The sequence below is a fragment of the Pseudarthrobacter sp. CC4 genome (genome assembly GCF_048957775.1).
In the GTDB taxonomy this organism is placed as follows: domain Bacteria; phylum Actinomycetota; class Actinomycetes; order Actinomycetales; family Micrococcaceae; genus Arthrobacter.
The window spans coordinates 118,294-135,375 of sequence record NZ_JARCCZ010000001.1; the positions used below are offsets into that span (position 1 = coordinate 118,294).

At 67.2% G+C, this 17,082-nt stretch carries 13 protein-coding genes; 5 read left to right on the forward strand and 8 right to left on the reverse strand.

Annotated features, from left to right (window positions below; all coding sequences use genetic code 11):
- Positions 1-7 precede the first annotated feature (7 nt).
- Together PV768_RS00440 and PV768_RS00445 are read left to right on the forward strand one after the other, a co-directional pair.
- Entirely contained in the window at positions 8-1,447 is a 1,440-nt protein-coding gene (locus PV768_RS00440) for a DUF58 domain-containing protein (RefSeq protein ID WP_157238714.1), read from the forward strand.
- Positions 1,444-3,981 (forward strand): transglutaminase TgpA family protein, encoded by a 2,538-nt coding sequence (locus PV768_RS00445; protein ID WP_421091948.1) that lies wholly within the window; start codon positions 1,444-1,446, stop codon positions 3,979-3,981. Before PV768_RS00440 ends, PV768_RS00445 begins: the two co-directional genes overlap by 4 nt.
- A gap of 19 nt (positions 3,982-4,000) precedes the next feature.
- On the opposite strand, the gene PV768_RS00450 is transcribed toward PV768_RS00445, so the two are convergent.
- Both PV768_RS00450 and rsmI read right to left on the reverse strand, forming a co-directional pair.
- Positions 4,001-5,500: an NAD-dependent succinate-semialdehyde dehydrogenase gene (locus PV768_RS00450; protein WP_321215751.1), complete on the reverse strand. Its 1,500-nt coding sequence runs from the start codon at positions 5,498-5,500 to the stop codon at positions 4,001-4,003.
- A gap of 184 nt (positions 5,501-5,684) precedes the next feature.
- Positions 5,685-6,560: a 16S rRNA (cytidine(1402)-2'-O)-methyltransferase gene (gene rsmI, locus PV768_RS00455; RefSeq protein ID WP_321215750.1), complete on the reverse strand. Its 876-nt coding sequence runs from the start codon at positions 6,558-6,560 to the stop codon at positions 5,685-5,687.
- A 46-nt stretch (positions 6,561-6,606) separates the two neighbouring features.
- Between rsmI and PV768_RS00460 the strand changes: the two genes are divergently transcribed.
- Both PV768_RS00460 and PV768_RS00465 read left to right on the forward strand, forming a co-directional pair.
- Complete coding sequence (locus tag PV768_RS00460; RefSeq protein WP_421091949.1) at positions 6,607-8,334, forward strand: dolichyl-phosphate-mannose--protein mannosyltransferase; 1,728 nt, start codon at positions 6,607-6,609, stop codon at positions 8,332-8,334.
- Between the two features lie 67 nt (positions 8,335-8,401).
- The gene (locus tag PV768_RS00465) at positions 8,402-10,231 is read left to right on the forward strand and encodes an AMP-dependent synthetase/ligase (RefSeq protein ID WP_421091950.1); all 1,830 of its coding nucleotides are present in this window, start codon (positions 8,402-8,404) and stop codon (positions 10,229-10,231) included.
- A gap of 55 nt (positions 10,232-10,286) precedes the next feature.
- Here PV768_RS00465 and PV768_RS00470 read toward each other — a convergent pair whose 3' ends face one another.
- Positions 10,287-11,483, reverse strand: a complete 1,197-nt coding sequence (locus PV768_RS00470; RefSeq protein WP_421091951.1) for a TIGR01906 family membrane protein — start codon at positions 11,481-11,483, stop codon at positions 10,287-10,289.
- A gap of 124 nt (positions 11,484-11,607) precedes the next feature.
- Positions 11,608-12,600 (reverse strand): stage II sporulation protein M, encoded by a 993-nt coding sequence (locus tag PV768_RS00475; protein WP_321215746.1) that lies wholly within the window; start codon positions 12,598-12,600, stop codon positions 11,608-11,610.
- Positions 12,601-12,670: 70 nt separating this feature from the next.
- Between PV768_RS00475 and PV768_RS00480 the strand changes: the two genes are divergently transcribed.
- Complete coding sequence (locus tag PV768_RS00480; protein ID WP_321215745.1) at positions 12,671-13,471, forward strand: RDD family protein; 801 nt, start codon at positions 12,671-12,673, stop codon at positions 13,469-13,471.
- Positions 13,472-13,474: 3 nt separating this feature from the next.
- Here PV768_RS00480 and PV768_RS00485 read toward each other — a convergent pair whose 3' ends face one another.
- The 4 genes from PV768_RS00485 to PV768_RS00500 form a co-directional block, all read right to left on the reverse strand.
- The gene (locus PV768_RS00485) at positions 13,475-14,713 is read right to left on the reverse strand and encodes a L,D-transpeptidase (RefSeq protein ID WP_157238715.1); all 1,239 of its coding nucleotides are present in this window, start codon (positions 14,711-14,713) and stop codon (positions 13,475-13,477) included.
- A gap of 64 nt (positions 14,714-14,777) precedes the next feature.
- Entirely contained in the window at positions 14,778-16,265 is a 1,488-nt protein-coding gene (gene ahcY / locus PV768_RS00490) for an adenosylhomocysteinase (protein WP_323056219.1), read from the reverse strand.
- 9 nt (positions 16,266-16,274) lie between these two features.
- Positions 16,275-16,502, reverse strand: a complete 228-nt coding sequence (locus PV768_RS00495; RefSeq protein ID WP_104997233.1) for a Trm112 family protein — start codon at positions 16,500-16,502, stop codon at positions 16,275-16,277.
- 78 nt (positions 16,503-16,580) lie between these two features.
- Positions 16,581-16,970 (reverse strand): DUF3499 domain-containing protein, encoded by a 390-nt coding sequence (locus PV768_RS00500; protein ID WP_321215743.1) that lies wholly within the window; start codon positions 16,968-16,970, stop codon positions 16,581-16,583.
- Between the last annotated feature and the right edge of the window lie 112 nt (positions 16,971-17,082).

Here is a 17,082-nt window from a genome sequence, read left to right on the forward strand (position 1 = left end):
GCTACCCATGGCACTGCTGGACAAAGTGCCCCGGCACCTCTTCACCACCCGCGGCTGGGGCATGATCACCGCCGGCGGCATCGCCCTCGGAGCTGCGTACATCATGGGCCGCAGGGACTTGTTGACGTTGAGCGTGCTGCTCATAGTCCTTCCTTTGGTTTCCCTTGCCGGGATCCGGCTGGTGAAACCCAGGTTCCAGGTGTACCGGGAGTTCAACCCCTCCCCCGTGGAAACCTCCGCGCCCACGACCGTCCGGCTCGCGGTGGCCAGGACGGGAACCGGCAGCGGCCGGGCCACCATGGAGGAGCGGTTGCCTGCCCGTCTGGGCGAGTCGCCGGCGTTCCGTTTCCCTTCCCGTTCCGCCACAGGGGGCACCAGCCGGTACGAGTACCACCTGCGCTCAGCCCGGCGCGGGCAGTTCCTCATTGGCCCGGTGACGGCTGAGTTCACGGACCCGTTCGGCCTTTCGCTGCACCGCCAGGCGATTGACGACGGCGACATCCTCACCGTGACGCCTGCCGCCGTCGTGCTTCCCCTGACCGGGCTGGCCGGCGCCCGGGGCAACGACGGCATCACGGCCACAAGGATCCGGGCCAATCCCAGCGACGACGACGTCATGACCCGCGAGTACCGGCACGGGGATCCCATGCGGCGGGTGCATTGGGCCGCCACTGCACGCCACGGCGACCTCATGGTGCGTCAGGAGGAGTCGGTCACCACCCCCGAGGCAACAATCGTCATGGACCACCGGTACAGCGCGTTTTCCGGGGGCTCCGCAGGTCCGGCCGGGCAGGCTGGCCAGGACGGGCCCTCCATGGCCAGCAGCGCGGCCTTCGAGTGGAGCGTTGTGGCGGTCATGTCGATCAGCGCGCACCTGGCGGAGCGAAACTACGCCCTGCGCCTGCTGGACACCGGCGGCGGGCCTGCCTTCCTGCACTCGCCGTCCGCTCCCGAACCTGATGTTGAGGAGTACAGCGGCGGTGCCGGGCTCCAGTCCATCGGAGAAAGCCTTGCGGCCATCCAGCTGACCGGATCCCACCACGCCCGCCGCGACAATGTCCTTCACGAGTGGGCGGCCCGGGCGGCCACTCGCGACCGCACGTCCCATGACCCGGGGCCGGAGGCTTTCGACGACCTCCTCATGGACAAGCTGTCCGCACACCGCATGCGGGGTCCGGTGATCGCGGTGCTCGGAACCATTAGCCGCATGGAGGCCCTTGCGCTTGCCCCGGCGGCAGGCTACGCCACCAATGCCTTTGCCATCATCGCTGCCGAAAGGCCCGCAGAGTACGCGGATGTCCTGGAGGTGCTCCGCCAGGGAGGCTGGCGGGCAGTGGCCGTTGCCCCCTCGGTTCCCGTAGCGGCGGCCTGGAGCCAGTTCGACCAGGACCTTGCCATACCCGCCCCGACCGCAGACGTCCGCCGCGGAACGGGGGTGTCCCGGTGACCATGGCACCAGCCCGCAGGCACGGAACAGACCTGCCGTCCGGGACGCCTGGTGGAAACCCCGCCGCCCGGCCCCCGGTGGGCGCCTACCCCTGGGCCATGGCCGGAGCGATCGCCGTGGCCGTGTGCGGTGCCGCCCTTTCGCTGAACGGCGTGCTCCGGGGCTGGGGCTGGTACTGGCCGGTGCTGACCACCATCCTGGTGGTCAGTTTCACCCTGGCCGCCCTCCGGTCCCTGCGCGCGCAGCCTCTGCTCGTGACGGCCGGCGGGTTCCTTTCCCTGGGTGCCATCCTGACGCTGACTTTTTTCCGCAGCTCAAGCTTTGCCGGGCTTGTCCCCACCGGAGGCAGCTTTGCCGAACTGGACCGCCTGGTCCGGCGCGCCAGCGAGACTGTTCTCTCCGAGACCGCGCCCGTGGCGCCCAATGTAGGCATCGTCATGGTTACCTGCGCTGTCCTGGGCCTGGCGGTGATCCTGGTGGATGCACTTGCGCTGCCGCTCGGCATGCCGGCCGCTACCGGGGTGGGGCTGCTGGCCATCCTGGTGGTGCCCGCGATGATCAAGCCGCAGAGCGTAGGCTTCTGGGGATTCGCCGCAACAGTTGCCGGATACCTGATGATCCTTGCCTGCAGCCAGTATTACGCCCCCGATGCCCGGCTTCAGACCGATGCCGCCCGGAGTCCGGGCCACCTGCGGCGTGCCGTTCTCACGGGGTCCGTTGCACTCGCCGCAACCCTGGTGGCGCCCCTGGCCATTCCCGGCTTCGACCAGGGCACCTTCCCGCAAGGATCCCGCCTCAATCCGTGGGGCACGTCAACAGGACTGAACCCCATGATCACCCTGGGCAACAGCCTGCGCACTCCCGACGGAAGCGGGCGGATCACCTACGCCACCAATGCCGCCGCCCCGCTGTACCTGCGCTCGGTCACCGTGGACAATTTCGACGGCGAATCCTGGGGCCCCGACGACCGTGACGCTTCCCGCCTGCCGATGGGCGGCAGGATCGACCCTGGCTATACGGTGCTTGCCGACGAACAGCTCCGGCTGGTCACGGCCATCGACGCCGGCAGTTTCAACAGCCCCTACCTTCCCGCACCGTATGCCCCCGAAACGGTCCGCGGGCTCAGCGGCCGGTGGACCTGGGACCCGGCGACCTTGAGCATCAAGGGATCCGGCACCACAACATCACGAAGGCAGGAGTACCTGGTGACGTCCTCCGTGCCCAAACTGACGGCAGCGCTCCTGGATCAATCCTCCGCAGCAGTCCAGGGCATCCCCGAGGACTTCACCCGGATCCCCGGCAACGTTCCCGACATTGTGCGCGCCACCGCCGATACCGTCGCCGGGACAGGCACGCCGTACCAGAAGGCGATGGCGATCCAGAAGTACCTGCGTTCCGCCGCGTTCACCTACTCACTGCAGTCTCCGGTGCAGGGCGGCTACGACGGCAACGGGCTCTCGGTGCTGGCTGACTTCCTCGAGCAGAAGAGCGGATACTGCATCCATTACGCGTCCGCCATGGCCGTCATGGCGAGGCTGGAAGGTATCCCCAGCCGGATCGCCGTAGGCTACGCCCCCGGCCGGCTCACGGGTGCCACCGTATCCGTGGCCGGTCAGGGAGCGCTCCCCGAATATGAGGTGGATGCGCGTGATGCCCACGCGTGGCCGGAACTTTACTTCCAGGGCCTCGGCTGGGTGCCCTTCGAGCCCACTCCGTCCCGCGGTGTGGTCCCCGAATACGCCACGGAATCATCGGTATCTGCCTCCCCCGACGCACTGGACAACAACCAGGACCTGGTTCCCGGCGCCACGCCCGCTCCCGTTCCTGCACCCAGCACCACTCCCCTGCCCGCCCCCGGCGGTGGCGGCGGAGGCGCTGACGCCGGCGTCCAGCTCCTGCCGTGGCTCCTGGGCGCCGGCGGCGTCCTGGCGGTGGCGCTCCTTGCGGCCGCCCCCAGGATGGTTCGGGCGGGAATCCGGGCACGGCGGCTCCGGCCGCAGGACCCCGGCAAGGCCGTGCCCATGGGATGGCGCGAACTGCTGGACCTCGGCACCGACTACGGACTGCCCCCAGGCGCCAGCGAGACACCCCGGGCCTATTCGGCGCGGCTCCGTGGCACCCTGCTGGGGGACCCGGAAGGCGTGGACCGGCCCGCGCACCAGGCAGCCGCTGCCCTCACGGAAGAGTTCGAACGCCACAGCTACGGCCGCCCGTCCCGCACCATACCGGAAGAGGATACCGATGACGCAAAGTCCCGGTCCGCCCGGGACAGGGCAACGGCCATGGCAGCCGAAGTCGGGGCCGTGGAAGAAACACTGCGCGCCAATGCTCCGCTCAGGCGGCGGCTGCAGGCCGCCTGGGTGCCGCCGTCGGTCATGGGCGGCCTGGGGCGCTTCCTCGCCGCCCCGTTCCGCTCCACTGGCCGCGCCATTGGCCGAGTCCTGGCCAGGACGGCAAAAGCCGCCGCACGCTCCTGGCCTGTTCCTTCCAGGCCCGGACCGCGCGACGGCGTCCACCGGCGAAGCGGGGGCTGACCGCTACCAGCCCGTCGACTTATCCGGCGTAGGGATCGGCGATGCCGATGTACTGCGTGTAGAGGTACTCCTCGATGCCTTCGAGGCCGCCCTCACGTCCCAGGCCGGACTGCTTGACTCCGCCGAACGGGGCAGCCGCGTTTGAAATGACGCCGGCGTTCAGGCCGAGCATGCCGGTCTCGAGGCGCTCGCCCATCCGGATGCCGCGGTTCAGGTCCTTGGTGAAGACGTAGGCCACCAGCCCGTATTCGGTGTTGTTGGCCAGGCGGACGGCGTCGTCCTCGCTGCTGAAGGTGATGATCGGGGCCACGGGGCCGAAGATTTCCTCGGACAGGATCCGGGTGCCCTCCGTGACCCCGGACAGGATCGTGGGCTGGTAGAAGTAGCCCGGACCCTCCACCGGTCCGCCGCCCACGATGGCTTTCGCGCCGGAGGCAACAGCGTCGGAGACCAGTTCATGGACCTTGTCCCGGCTCTTGGCATCAATAAGCGGGCCCACTTTGGACTCAGGCTCGGTGCCGCGTGCGGTGGTCATGTCCTTCATTTTCGCGGCGAACTTCTCCGCGAACTCGGCGGCGATGGACTCGTGCACGATGAAGCGGTTCGCTGCCGTGCAGGCCTCCCCCATGTTGCGGAGCTTGGCGAGCATCGCCCCTGCGACGGCGGCATCCAGGTCAGCGTCCTCGAACACCACGAACGGGGCGTTGCCGCCCAGCTCCATGGAGGTGCGCAGGACTGTTCCGGACGCATCGGCGAGCAGGCGGCGGCCCACTTCCGTGGAGCCGGTGAACGAGAGCTTCCGCAGCCGGGAGTCCTTGATCAGCGGGCCGGTGGTGGCACCTGCCGTCGAGGTGGGGATGACATTCAGCACGCCCGCCGGCAGGCCGGCTTCCATCATGACGGCGGCAAAGAGCTGGGAGGTCAGCGGGGTAAGGTTCGCCGACTTCAGAACCATGGTGCAGCCGGCGGCGACAGCGGGGGCGATCTTGCGGGTGGCCATGGCCAGCGGGAAGTTCCAGGGCGTGATGAGCAAACAGGGGCCCACCGGCTTCTTGGTCACGAGCAGGCGCGACTTGCCGTCCGGAGACACGGAGTAGCGGCCGAAGGCCCGGACGGCTTCCTCCGAGAACCAGCGCAGGAACTCTGCGCCGTAGGTGACCTCGCCGCGGGCTTCGGCCAGCGGCTTGCCCATTTCCATTGTCATCAGCAACGCGAAGTCCTCGGCGCGCTCGGTCACCAGTTCAAAGGCACGGCGGAGGATTTCGCCCCGCTCGCGGGGAGGAACCTTCGCCCAGGACTCCTGCGCGGCGGCGGCCGCGTCCAGGGCTGCGGCACCGTCCTCGGGCCCGGCGTCGGCAAGGCTCAGCAGCACCTTCCCGGTGGCGGGATCTTCGACGTCGAAGGTCTTCCCGGAGATGGCATCGCGCCATTCGCCGTTGATGAGCAGGCCAGTGGGGATAGTGGCCAGAAGGGCGCTTTCGCGGTCTGCGGAAACGGCCGGCTGTGCAGTGACAGTCACGATGACTCCCTCGTCAGTAGGGTTGGTGCAGCCCGTCGGCAGCGGCCGGAGTGACCGGGCCCATACAGGCTGGATTACTGCCAGACTACTGCGGCGGCTTCACGCTGGTCTACGCCGTTGCGCACTGCCGGTCCGCGCTGGTGCTGTGCAGCTGCACAGCCGGTGCGGGTGCGGCCAGGGATTCTCAGCGGGCCGCCAAAACGGCTGAATAGAGCTCCCTTTTGCTCACCCGGACGTCCTCCGCGACGGCTGCAACGGCTTCCTTGAGCCGGATGCCCTGGGCCACGAGTTCGTTAACTGCCGCCACGTGGTCCTCCGGCGTCCCTGCCGCCTGGTCCGGCGCGCCGCCCAGGACAACGGCGATCTCTCCCCTGATCTCCGTGCTTTCCGCCCAAGCCAGAAGTTCACCGAGGGTGCCACGGATTACTTCTTCATACGTTTTGGTCAGTTCGCGGCACACCGCACCGGGACGGTCCGGCCCGAACCGTTCGCGCAGTGCCCGGAGCATGGCCTCCAACCGGTGCGGCGCTTCGAAGAACACCATGGTCCGCTGCTCGCCTGCCAGGTCCGCGAGCCGCGAGGCCCTCTCCCCTGCCTTCCGTGGAAGGAAGCCTTCAAAGCAGAACCGGTCCGTGGGCAGGCCGGACAACGCCAGGGCGGTGAGCACTGCCGATGGCCCGGGCACGGCGGTGACCGTCAGGCCCGCCGCCACGGCACCTTGCACCAGCCGGAACCCGGGGTCCGACACCGAGGGCATGCCGGCGTCGGTGACCATGACCAGGGTGTTCCCCGCCCGAACCTGGTCCAGCAGCTCGGCGGTCTTCGCGGCCTCATTGTGTTCGTGGTAGCTGATGATCCGTCCGGCCACGGTCACGCCGAGGCTCTGGACCAGGCGGTGCAGCCGGCGCGTGTCCTCGGCGGCCACGATGTCAGCGGTTCCCAGCAGCTCCACCAGCCTTGCGGAAGCGTCCCCGGTGTTGCCGATTGGAGTGGCTGCAAGCACGATGCGCCCTGGAGTTGCCGGGCCGGAATCTGGAGGGGTGCTGGGGTTAGGGTCCACGCCACCAGCCTACTGCTGCGGAGGACTGCCGGCCGCAAACGGTAGCATGGGGCTCGTGACGCAGACCTCGACGCGGCCGGGCGGGACCGGACACGCCGCCCCCGCAGCAGCAGGCAGCGAAACAGGGGGGACCCCGGGCGGTCCGGGGAGTACCGCAAAACGGCCGTGGGTCAGCCGCCCCGCCGAGGCGTTCACGGTGGAATCCCTCACAGCCAGGCTCCTCGGCAGCGTCCAAACATGGCGCGACTACCCGCCGTCGCTGCGGCTGTGGCTCCTGCTGGTTCCCGTCCTGGCTGCCCTCGTCGGCGGGATCCTGCGGCTTGTCCGGCTCGAGGCGCCGCCCAAGCTGGTCTTTGACGAAACGTATTACGTGAAGGACGCGTACTCCTACCTGATCAGCGGCTACGAACGCAGCTGGCCGGACAAGGCCAATGACGCGTTCAACTCCGGAAACCCCGGAGTGCTGCTGGAGTCCCCCGAGTACGTGGTCCATCCGCCCGTGGGCAAGTGGATGATTGCGGCGGGCATGTGGCTTTTCGGCCCTGACAACCCGTTTGGGTGGCGCTTCTCCGCCGCGCTGACCGGCACCCTGTCCATCCTGCTGCTGTCGCTGATCGCCCTGAAGCTGTTCCGGTCCCTTCCGCTGGCCGGAGCCGCGGGACTCCTCCTGGCCGTGGACGGCCACCACCTGGTGATGTCCCGGACCTCGCTGCTCGATATCTTCCTTATGTTCTGGGTTCTCGCCGCGTTTGGCGCCCTGCTGCTTGACCGGGATGACGGCCGGCGCCGGCTCGCGGTTCGGCTGGCCCGTGCTGCCGCAGGAAACGGCGGCATCCCCACGGCGGCCCACCTGCTCTCCGGCCCCTGGCTGGGCGTCCGCTGGTGGCGGGTAACGGCAGGAATCTGCCTGGGGCTCGCAATCGGGACCAAATGGTCCGGCCTGTTTTTCCTGGCCGGGTTTGGATTGCTCACCGTCCTGTGGGACCTGAGCGCCCGGCGCGTGGCAGGCATCCGCGGCTGGATCAGCGGAGGCGTCATCAAGGACGGCATCCCGGCATTCCTTAGCACCGTTCCGGTGGCCGGTGTCGTCTACGCGGCCACGTGGACAGGCTGGTTCCGGTCCGAACATGCGTACTTCCGCCGGTGGGCCGAGGGCAACCCCTCCGCCGAGTGGGGCTGGCTGCCAGACTCTGTCCGCTCGCTGGCCCATTACCACCAGGAGGCCTACACGTTCCACCAGGGCCTGGGCTCGGAGCACCCGTACGAGGCATCTGCCTGGAGCTGGCTGGTACTCGGCAGGCCGACGTCGTTCTTTTACGAATCGCCCCAACAGGGCACACCCGGCTGTGCAGTGGAAAAATGCACCTCTGCGATCCTGTCCGTGGGAAACCCGCTGATCTGGTGGGGTGCGGCGATAGCCCTGGTGGTCCTCCTGTTCTGGTGGGCCGGGCGCCGGGACTGGCGCGCCGGAGCGGTGCTGGCCGGCGTGGCCGCAGGATACCTGCCATGGTTCCTGTACCCCGAACGGACCATGTTCTACTTCTACGCGGTCTCCTTTGAACCGTTCCTCATCCTGGCCCTGACATACTGCCTGGGGCTCGTCCTGGGCAAGGCCGCCGACCCGCCCTGGCGCCGCCGCTCGGGGCTCTACCTGGTTGCCCTTTTTGTGGCGGCCGCCGTCCTCCTGTCGGCTTTCTTCTATCCTGTCTGGGCCGCCGAAACCATTCCCTACGAGGACTGGAAAGTCCGGATGTGGATGCCGTCCTGGATCTAGGGCAGGATGGCATCAGACCCCCAACGGAGCCGCTGCCGCGGCGTGGCAGCGGAAACGGAGACCTGATGTGAGAGAAGCGAGCACCGAACTGCTGGTTGAGCTTGACGCCGCCAGCAATGTGACTGACCTGCTGCTGGAGCAGCATGCGGCCAACCCTGCGCACGCCCTGTACCGCAGGAAGGGGCCCAACGGCTGGGTTGACGTCACAGCCCACAAGTTCCTGCAGGATGTCAGCGCGTTGGCCAAGGGCCTCATCGCCGGCGGCCTTGAGCCGGGCGACGCCGTGGCCGTGATGTCCCCCACCTCCTACGAATGGACCCTGGTCGATTTCGCGATCTGGTTTGCCGGCGGTGTGACAGTCCCCATCTACGAGACGTCCTCCGCACGGCAGGTGGAGTGGATCATCCAGGACGCCGGCGTGCGCCGCGTCTTTGCCGGCGACCGGGCCACGGTGGACCTGGTCACCACTGTGCTCGAGGGCTCCTTCCTGCTCCGGGACCGGCTGGTCAACGTAGTGCGGATGGATTACGACGGCGAAGCACCGGACCTTGCCAGCCTCGCCGCTGCCGGCGCGGGGGTTACCGACGCGGAGCTTGAGCGGCACCGCAGCCGGGCCGGCCTGGAGGACGTCGCCTCCCTGGTATACACGTCGGGCACCACGGGAAATCCCAAGGGCTGCGAGATCACGCACGGAAACTTCGCCCTGGTGGCGAAGAACATCGTGGCGTTCCTTCCGGAGCTGCTGCTGCAGGACCAGGCCCGCACCCTGATGTTCCTGCCCCTGGCCCACGTCCTTGCCCGTGCCGTCCAAGTGGTGTGCCTCGCCGCCGGGGCCACTCTGGGCCATACCCCGGGAGCCGCCCGGCTCCTTGAGGACCTGGGCACGTTCCGGCCCACTTTCCTGCTGGTGGTGCCGCGGATCTTCGAAAAAGTCAGGGCCACCGCCGCCCACAAGGCTGCCCTCGCGGGCAAGGCCTGGCTCTTCCGGGCTGCATCGGCCACGGCCATTGAGTTCTCGCAGGAAGAGGATAAGCGGAACCGCGGGATGGGCAGCGGCCCCGGGCTGCTGTGCCGGGTGCGCCATGGAATCTTTGACCGGCTGCTGTATCCCCGCCTTCGGCAGGCCCTGGGCGGACAGGTCGGGTACACCGTATCCGGGGCCAGTCCGCTGGCCCTGGAGGACGCCCACTTCTTCCGGGGCGCCGGCATCCCGGTACTGGAAGGCTACGGGTTAACCGAAACCACGGCGCCGTGCACCGCCAACACCCCGTCGCGTACCCGGGTGGGCTCAGTGGGGATACCCATCCCCGGCACCACCATCCGGGTGGCGGAAGACGGTGAAATCCTGGTGAAGGGAATTGGCGTCTTCAAGGGCTACCACGCCAACCAGGCCGCGAATGCCGAGGCTTTTGTGGACGGTTTTTTCCGGACCGGCGACCTCGGGGAACTGGATCCGCAGGGGTTCCTCACCGTGACGGGCCGTAAGAAGGACCTGCTGGTCACTGCGGGCGGCAAGAATGTGGCACCGGGCCCTCTCGAGGAAAAGATCCGTTCCCATCCGCTGGTGGCGCATGCGGTTGTGGTGGGCGATGGGAAACCCTTCGTCTCGGCGCTGGTCACCCTCGACCCCGAGGGCGTGGACAACTGGCGTTCGGAGCAGGGCCTGCCCGCCCTCTCAGCCAGCGACGCGATCAAGGACCCGGACGTCCTCGCGGCAGTCCAGGATGCGGTGGACCAGGCGAACCTGCTGGTGTCCAAAGCCGAGTCCGTCCGGAGCTTCTCGCTCCTCGATGCCCAGTTCACAGTGGAGTCGGGACACCTGACCCCGTCCCTCAAACTGAAGCGGGCCGCCGTCGTGCGTGACTACGGCGACGAGATCGCCAAGCTGTACGCCTGACCCCGTCCGCCCGGGCTGTATGGAGCCGACTGCCCGGACGGCGATCCTGTCCCGGTTACTCCTGGCCTGCGGCGGGAACCGGTTCGTCCTTCACCAGTCCGCGCCGCCGGCGGGTGGGCCAGGTGAGGATGAGCGTCAGGAGCGCTGTCAGGAGAACCAGGGCGGCGATCACCATCCCGGCATCAATCCAGAACTGGCCTGGGAACAGCCGGATCAGGGTGTCATCCATGCTGAAGGTCCAGGTGCCGTCGGCGAAGAAGATCCGGTGGAACTCGGTAAAGAACTGCTGCCAGCCCAGGAACGCCAGCGTCCCCAGGCCCAGGATGAGGACTAAGGTGACGATGGAGCCGGCGAACAGCCCCCGCCGGACGCCCCCGGTGCTTCGTTTGCGGAGGTAGAGGACGGCGATGAGGCCCAACAGGAGCAGCAGGACACCCGCGCCGAAGGTTGAGAGGATCACCAGTTTTACGTCCGCCATGTGGCTGACTTCGCCGTCCTTGAACAACTTGTCGCCGCCGCGGTGCACCAGGTCGCCCAGGTAGCGCGGGCCGGACCAGTTGCTGAGGTAATCCACTGCGTAGGAGCCGTAGGTCATCCGGTCGTCCGTGCTGAACCCGTACCCGTCGCCGGGGAATCCGGGGCGGTTGTATTCCACCCACAGGAACAGCGGACTGGTCACCGCCCGGACAGCCAGGATCAGCAAAGTTACCGGGAAGAAGACAGCAAGCAACACCTGCATGACGCGCGGCGCCACCGGCTTGGCGTTCGCGGCACTCTCACGTTGGGCATTGCGGCGCTCCACCTCTTCCTCCGGCGGGCGGACCTGCAGCGCGGACGTGGCAAGGGGCTCCCTGAAGACCGGGGAACTGCCGTCGCCGTCGGGGTCTGCGGCGGCTTCGGCTGCTTTCCGGTCCGCCCTGGTCTCAGGCCGGCCGGTCCCTTCCGGAACCCTTGATGTGGCTTCAGCGCCTGCGGAGCCGGCGCCTTTCGTCCCGGCCGTGCCGCTGGAAGCGGGGGAACCATCTGCGGTGGCGGTGGGAGTGGCGGAACCGTCAGCGGTGGATGGGGCCGGGGCGCCGGAGGCTGGGGCGGCCGAGGACCCGGATGCTGCGCTGGAACTGCTGGCTGCACTGGAACCGCGCCCGGGGGTCAGCCAGGAAAAGGCGGGCTCGTCGGAGTCCCGGGAGGTATCCAGGAGGGGTTCCGGCTGCGGCTCCGGGCTTTTGGCGCGGGCCGGTGTTTCGTCTTTCACAGCAGGTCACTTCCGTCGAATGTCCGCGCCGGGCCGGGGTCAGCAGGCGCGCTTTATCTGTTGACGAGCCTACCGTCCGCGCCTTCGGCTGGGCGAGGAACCACCCCGGTCGGATTACAACGATTCAGGCAGCGATTTCCGGGTAGCCCGCGTCCTCACGCCGGAGGTCCCCGCGTTCTCCGGCCAGGTAAGCCGGCCTGCCCCACTTCAGCACGTAGAACCAGTACGCAGCCAAAACTGCGGCGCCGATGGCAATCTTGGCCCACACCGGCAGTGCACTGGGAGTGACAAATCCTTCCACCAGCCCGGAGACAAACAACACCAGGACCAGGCCAAGGGCCACGGTGATCAGGGACCTGCCTTCCTCGGCCACCGCCCTTCCCCTGGTTCTCGGTCCCGGTGAAACCATCGCCCAGAAGATCCGCAGGCCGGCGGCACAGGCGATGAAGACTGCAGTGAGTTCCATCAGGCCGTGCGGCAGGATGTAGCTGAAGAAGACGTCGGTTTTGCCGGCAGCGGCAAAGATACCGGCGGCGACCCCCACGCCCTGGGCGTTGCTGAACAGGATCATCGGAACCCAGAAGCCGGTGATCCCCAGGGCGACAGCCTGTGCGCTGATCCAGGCATTGTTGGTCCACACGGCGCCTGCAAAGGACGCAGCCGGGTTCTCGGAATAGTAGTTGATGAAGTCTTCCTCGACGTACTGCCGGGCCGCGGCCTCGGACGCCACTGCCCGCAGCGCTTCCGGGGACGTGCCAATCCAGAGTGCGTACGCCGCACCGATGAGGGCGAAGGCCGTGCCGCAGGCAAGCGTGAGCCAGGTCAGCCGATAGAACGCAGCCGGAAGTGCCACCACGAAGAACCGTGCCAGGTCCGCCATGGGATTGGACCGCGCGCCGGTGAACCGTGTCCTCGCCTGGGCGAGGGTGGCGGACAGCGAGGCGGAGAGCCCGCTTTCGGGGGCAACCGAGCGGATCAGGGACAAGTGCGCGGACGTGGACTGGTACAGCGCCAGCAGTTCATCGGCCTCGCGGCCGCTGAGCCTGCCCTTGGAGGCAAGCTCGTGCAGCCGTGCCCACTTGTCCGCATTGACAGCGGAGAAGGCGTCCATATCCACGGGACCAGCCTAGCGCTCCGGCACTAGACTGTGAGCGACCACACCGTAAGCCTCGAGAACGGGAAAACCTGTGAGTTCGATTGTCACCGGCGAGGCCGTGGTGCTGGAACTGCGGCCGGCGTCCTTTGCGGCCCGCGCCCTTGGCCTGCTCCTTGATGTTGCCTTCAGCGTCATTCTGCTGGTGGCGATCCTGATTGGCCTGTCCGCTGCCGGTGAGGACCTCGACGAGGCGGCCACGCGCGCCCTGATCCTGGTGGCCGTGGTCTTTTGCCTGGTGATTGTTCCGGTAGGTGTTGAAACGCTCAGCCGCGGCCTGTCCTTGGGGAAGCTGGCCACCGGCCTTCGGGTGGTTCGGGAAGACGGCGGCGCCATCCGTTTCCGGCATGCAGTCATCCGCGGCCTGACCGGATTCCTGGAGATCTACCTGACTTTTGGCGGGATTGCGCTGACCGTTGCGCTCTTCAATGACAAGTCACGCCGGCTGGGTGACCTCATGGCCGGAACCTATGCAGTCCGTACGCGCGTCCCCGTGGAGCAGCCGGTGCCGGTCTTCGTTCCGCACCGGCTAAAAGCGTGGGCAGCCGCCGCCGATATCGGACGGATCCCTGATGCTACGGCCCGCAGGGCTACGCAGTTCCTCCGCCAGGCAGGGCGGATGGCCCCCCTGTCCCGCTCTGAAATGGCCGCGTCCATCGCCACCGAACTGTCCGCCCACGTGGCTCCGCCCCCTCCCGCCGGTACCGGGCCGGACGACTACCTTGCCGCCGTCGTGGCTGAACGCCGCAACCGGGAGCTGACCCGGCTGGCCCAATCGCGCCGGCGCAACACCGAGACGGGCGAGCGGCTGCAGCGGCTGCCTTTCGGCAGCTGACCGTCAGTTGTCGTACTCACTCCACGGAATGTTCCAGTCGCCGAACCCGTCGTCGTGGGCGGCGTAGTCGCCCTCGGTGTTCACGATCTGCACCACATCCCCGGTGCCCATGTTGTCGAAGACCCAGGCAGCGCCGTCGGGAGCGAACCCGATGCAGCCATGCGAGACGTTCGTGTTGCCAATGAACGGAAAGGCCGACTCAAGGGCCTGGTGGATGTAGGCGCCGCTGAGGGTGAGGCGGATGGTGTATTCCACGTCGACGTCACCGTAGTAGGCCGGATCGTCGGGTTTCAGGCCGATGCTCGAGGCCCGGAAGTGGTCGAACCGCTTCTTTTCCATCAGCACGCCATAGCCACGGGCCGACGGGAAGCGCTTGTCCCCCATGCTCACCGGCAGGGTCTTGACCACCTGGTCATTGACGCTCAGCGTGAAGGTGTGCGCGGCGGCGTCGGCAACTGCCACCTTCTTGTCGCCGATCGAGACGTTCACCTTCTTGTTGAAATTGGCAATCTGGCCGTTGCCCAGGTCCACGCCGAAGAGCTTCATATCCATGCTGATGGTGGAGTTGGCGGCCCAGAAGGTCTCTGGCCGGTACCGGACCATGGTGTCGCTGTACCAGTGGAACGCTCCCACCTGGCCGGCGCTGCTGGTGATGGTGATGGCCTTTTCCACGGCTTCGCGGTTGACCACCGGCTCGCTGAAAATGACCTGCAACGGCTGCCCGACGCCGACTTTCATGCCATCAAGCGGGTAGATGGCAGCGTCCGCCTCGTGCGTGCTGGATACCGTGCTGAAGGACTGCGTGGTGCTTGTTTCGCGGCCCGCCTGGTCCTTGACGACATACGTGTAGCTGTAGTCGGTGTTGAACTTGAGCGGTCCGGCCGCAGACCAGCCGGTGCCCGCGGCGTCAATGCGGCCCTCGACGATTTCACCTGAGGTACTGGTCAGGGTGACCCGCTCGATGGTGCCGTTGGTTACCTTCAGCGACACCGGGGCCGCCGGATTTACCTGCTTGGCGCCGCCGGCCGGAACGGCGTCGGACTTGACGGGAGCAATAACCGGCGAGGCAATGCCGGGGGAAGTCCTGATGGCGGATCCCGCCTCGGATTCGATGGCACCCCGGGCGATGCCCGGCGCAACCGCAGCGAAAACGCCACCGATGGCGGCGAGGACACACACGGCCACCACGAGGAGGATTTTCTTGAGGCGTCCCGGACGGCGGGACTGGACTTCGGGCTCCATATGTTTGATCCTAGGCGCAGAAAGTAACGGCCCGGGCGCAGTGGGCGCCCGGGCGCTTTACTTCTTAGTAACGATAATGCTCGGGCTTGTATGGGCCGGCGACGTCAATGTCCAGGTACTCGGCCTGGTCCTTGCTCAGCTCGGTCAGCTCAACGCCCAGGGCATCCAGGTGCAGGCGGGCCACCTTTTCGTCCAGGACCTTGGGCAGCACGTAGACCTGGTTTTCGTATTCGCGTTCGCCTTCGGGCTGGTCCTTCTTGGTCCACAGCTCAATCTGCGCAATGGTCTGGTTGGCAAACGAGTTGCTCATGACGAAGGACGGGTGCCCGGTGGCGTTGCCCAGGTTCAGCAGCCGGCCTTCGGAAAGGACGATGATGGACCGGCTGGCCTCGCCTGTGGCAGGGTCCTCCTCGAAAACCCATTCGTGGACCTGCGGCTTGATTTCGACCTTCTTGATGCCGGGGACCCTCGCGAGCCCCGCCATGTCGATCTCGTTGTCGAAGTGGCCGATGTTGCCCACGATCGCTTTGTTCTTCATGCCGGCCATGTGCTCCGCCATGATGACGTCCTTGTTGCCCGTGGTGGTGATGAAGATGTCACCCTGCGCGAGGACAGACTCCAGCTTGGCCACCTGGTAGCCGTCCATCGCGGCCTGCAACGCGCAGATGGGATCAATTTCGGTAACGATGACCCGCGAACCCTGGCCACGCAGCGCTTCCGCGGCGCCCTTGCCGACGTCGCCGTAGCCGCAGACGACGGCGACCTTGCCGCCCATGAGCACATCCGTGGCGCGGTTGATCCCGTCCGGGAGCGAGTGGCGGATCCCGTATTTGTTGTCGAACTTGCTCTTGGTGACGGAGTCGTTGACGTTGATGGCCGGGAACAGCAGCTTGCCCTGTTCAGCGAGCTGGTACAGGCGGTGCACGCCCGTGGTGGTTTCCTCGCTGACGCCCTTGATGGTGGCAGCCGTCCGGGTCCACTTCTTCGGATCCGCGGCCAGGGAGCGGCGGAGGACCTCAAGGAAGATTCCGTACTCTTCCGAATCAGTGGGATCAGCGGACGGCACGTTGCCCGCTGCCTCGAACTCCACACCCTTGTGCACCAGCATGGTGGCGTCGCCGCCGTCGTCCAGGATCATGTTGGGTCCCAGTTCGGGATTGGACTCCGCGCCCGGCCAGGTAAGGATCTGCTCGGCGGTCCACCAGTACTCTTCGAGGGTTTCGCCTTTCCAGGCGAACACCGGCACACCCTGGGGGTCCTCCACGGTGCCCTTGCCGACCACCACGGCGGCGGCGGCTTCGTCCTGGGTGGAGAAGATATTGCAGGAGGCCCAGCGGACCTCCGCGCCCAGGGCCGTGAGGGTTTCAATCAACACCGCTGTCTGCACTGTCATGTGCAGTGACCCTGCGATTCGGGCGCCCTGGAGCGGCTGGGTGGGCCCAAACTCCTCGCGCAGCGACATAAGCCCCGGCATTTCGTGCTCGGCAAGGCGGATCTGGTGGCGGCCGGCTTCCGCCAGGGAGATGTCGGCAACCTTGTAATCAAAAGTCATGGATGGTCCTTAATTCGTTCCGGAGGCTGAGTCATGTTGGTCAGATCCTGCCGCGGAGGCTGCAGCGAGCAGCTCCGGGGGCAGGAGCAGCGGTATGCCGTCCTCGATGGCGTAGCGGGGCTTGACCCCGGATTCCGCAGCGACGGCGGCAACCAGTTCCTCGCCTTCCTGCACCAGGGGCGAACCGGTCACGGGACAACGCAGGACGGACAGCAGTTCGGGACTGATCTTGGGCATTTATTGGTGCTCCCTGGCGGGCGCGCTCGCGCCGGTAGCGGACTGATGTGCAGCTTCCAGCCTACCGCCACATGGATGTCAGGAGGGTTCACGCAGGACGCGCAAGTGTCCCCTGCGGGTGCCTTCGGCGCCGGCCGGCGCCTCAAGGGCTGAATGGGGGCCGCGCTGCGCCGGCGGCTGCTTCGCCTGGTTGGGCAGGGCCGCAGCATCCCGGACGGCATTCGCAAGGGCGAGCAGGTCATCAGGGCCGGGCTGCTGGGGAGTCGACGGCATCGCCAGCCGCAGGACCTCCCAGCCCCGCGGGACCGTCAGGGAGCCTGCGTGCTGCTCGCACAAATCGTAACAATGCGGCTCGGCGTACGTGGCCAGCGGACCGAGGACTGCTGTGGAGTCTGCATAGACGTACGTCAGGGTGGCCACCGCTGACTGGCGGCAGGCAGATCTTGAACACTGACGGATAGCTCCCACGACATCACAGACTACTCCGTATCGCGGCCAAAACGGCGCATTGCTACCCCGGGGCCGCCGCGTCCGTGCCCCGGGCAGAATGTATCGCGTAAATGTTCCGCCGGGTTTACAG